At 65.6% G+C, this 1,490-nt stretch carries 2 protein-coding genes; both read right to left on the bottom strand.

Features of this window, described 5'->3' with window-relative positions:
- On the bottom strand, positions 1–506 hold a 506-nt coding region (locus ACFWP3_RS41965; RefSeq protein WP_384232220.1), incomplete at its 3' end, for an amino acid ABC transporter ATP-binding protein.
- Positions 507–517: 11 nt separating this feature from the next.
- Complete coding sequence (locus tag ACFWP3_RS41960; protein WP_384232219.1) at positions 518–1,468, bottom strand: amino acid ABC transporter permease; 951 nt, start codon at positions 1,466–1,468, stop codon at positions 518–520.
- Positions 1,469–1,490: the final 22 nt, after the last annotated feature.

Here is a 1,490-nt window from a genome sequence, read left to right as displayed (position 1 = left end):
AGCATCAGCTTGGGCTCCATCGCCAGCGCACGCGCGATCGCCACCCGCTGCTGCTGCCCGCCCGACAGCTGGGTGGGATAGTTCCCGCCCTTGTCGCCCAGACCCACCCGGTCCAGCAGCCGCACGGCACGCTCACGCGCCACCGCCTTCGACTCGCCCTTGACCATCACCGGCGCTTCCATGACGTTCTCTATGGCCGTCATGTGCGGGAACAGGTTGAACCGCTGGAAGACCATCCCGATGTCCCGGCGCTGCGCCGCGACCTCGGAGTCCTTCAGCTCGTAGAGCTTGTCGCCCTTCTGCTTGTAGCCCACCAGGTGGCCGTCGACCGACAGCCGGCCCGCGTTGATCCGCTCCAGGTGGTTGATACAGCGCAGGAACGTCGACTTGCCGGAGCCGGACGGACCGACCAGGCAGAACACCTCACGGGGCGCGACCTCCAGGTCGATCCCGCGCAGGATGTGGGCGGCGCCGTACGACTTGTGGACGCCTTCGGCCTTGACCATCGGCTGGGCGGTCACTTCGCCACCTCCGTACGGCGGAACATGTTCAGGTTGGCCTTCAGCCGCTCGAGGGGCGTCGGCGGCAGACTGCGCAGCGAACCGCGCGCGTAACGCCGCTCCAGGTAGTACTGGCCGACACTGAAGACACTGGTCAAAGCCAGGTACCAGATCGAGGCGACGAAATACATCTCGATGATCGCACCCGCGGTGGACCCGATGTTCGAGCTGGCCCGCAGGAGCTCGGTGTACTGCACCGCCGAGACCAGCGAGGAGGTCTTCAGCATGTTGATGAACTCGTTGCCGGTCGGCGGGATGATCACCCGCATCGCCTGCGGCAGCACCACCCGGCGCATCGTCTGCGTCCGGGTCATGCCCAGCGCGTGCGAGGCCTCGCTCTGCCCCTCGTCGACGGACTGGATGCCCGCCCGCACGATCTCCGCCATGTAGGCGCCCTCGTTCAGGCCCAGCCCCAGCAGGGCCACCATGAACGGGGTCATCACATCAACGGTCTCGTTCTTGTAGATCGGACCCAGGTTGATGTACTGGAAGATCAGCGGAAGGCTGAACCACACCAGCAGCTGCACATAGACCGGGGTACCGCGGAAGAACCAGATGTACAGCCACGACACGAAACTCGTGACCGGGTTGTGCGAGAGCCGCATCACCGCGAACACGATGCCCAGCACCAGGCCCAGCGCCATCGACGCCACACTGATGATGATCGTGTTGCCCAGGCCGCTCAGCACCGAGGGGTCGAACAGCTTGTCGCCGACCGTCCCCCAGATGATCTTGCCCTGGGAGAACGCGTACACCAGCCACGCCAGCAGCACGGCCACCACCACGGCACTGATCCAGCGCCCGTAGTGCCGTACCGGAATTGCCTTGATCGCCTCGTAGGGGATGCCCGAGGCACCGGGCCCGGCCGGCGGAGTTGCGGCCGGACCCTTGTCGATCTTGTCAGTCACAATGACTGCCCTTCAGTGGAGC

Source organism: Streptomyces sp. NPDC058525, assembly GCF_042719495.1.
Taxonomy (GTDB): Bacteria; Actinomycetota; Actinomycetes; order Streptomycetales; family Streptomycetaceae; genus Streptomyces.
Note: the sequence above shows the minus strand (reverse complement) of the source record. Positions and strands in the feature narration are given on the sequence as shown.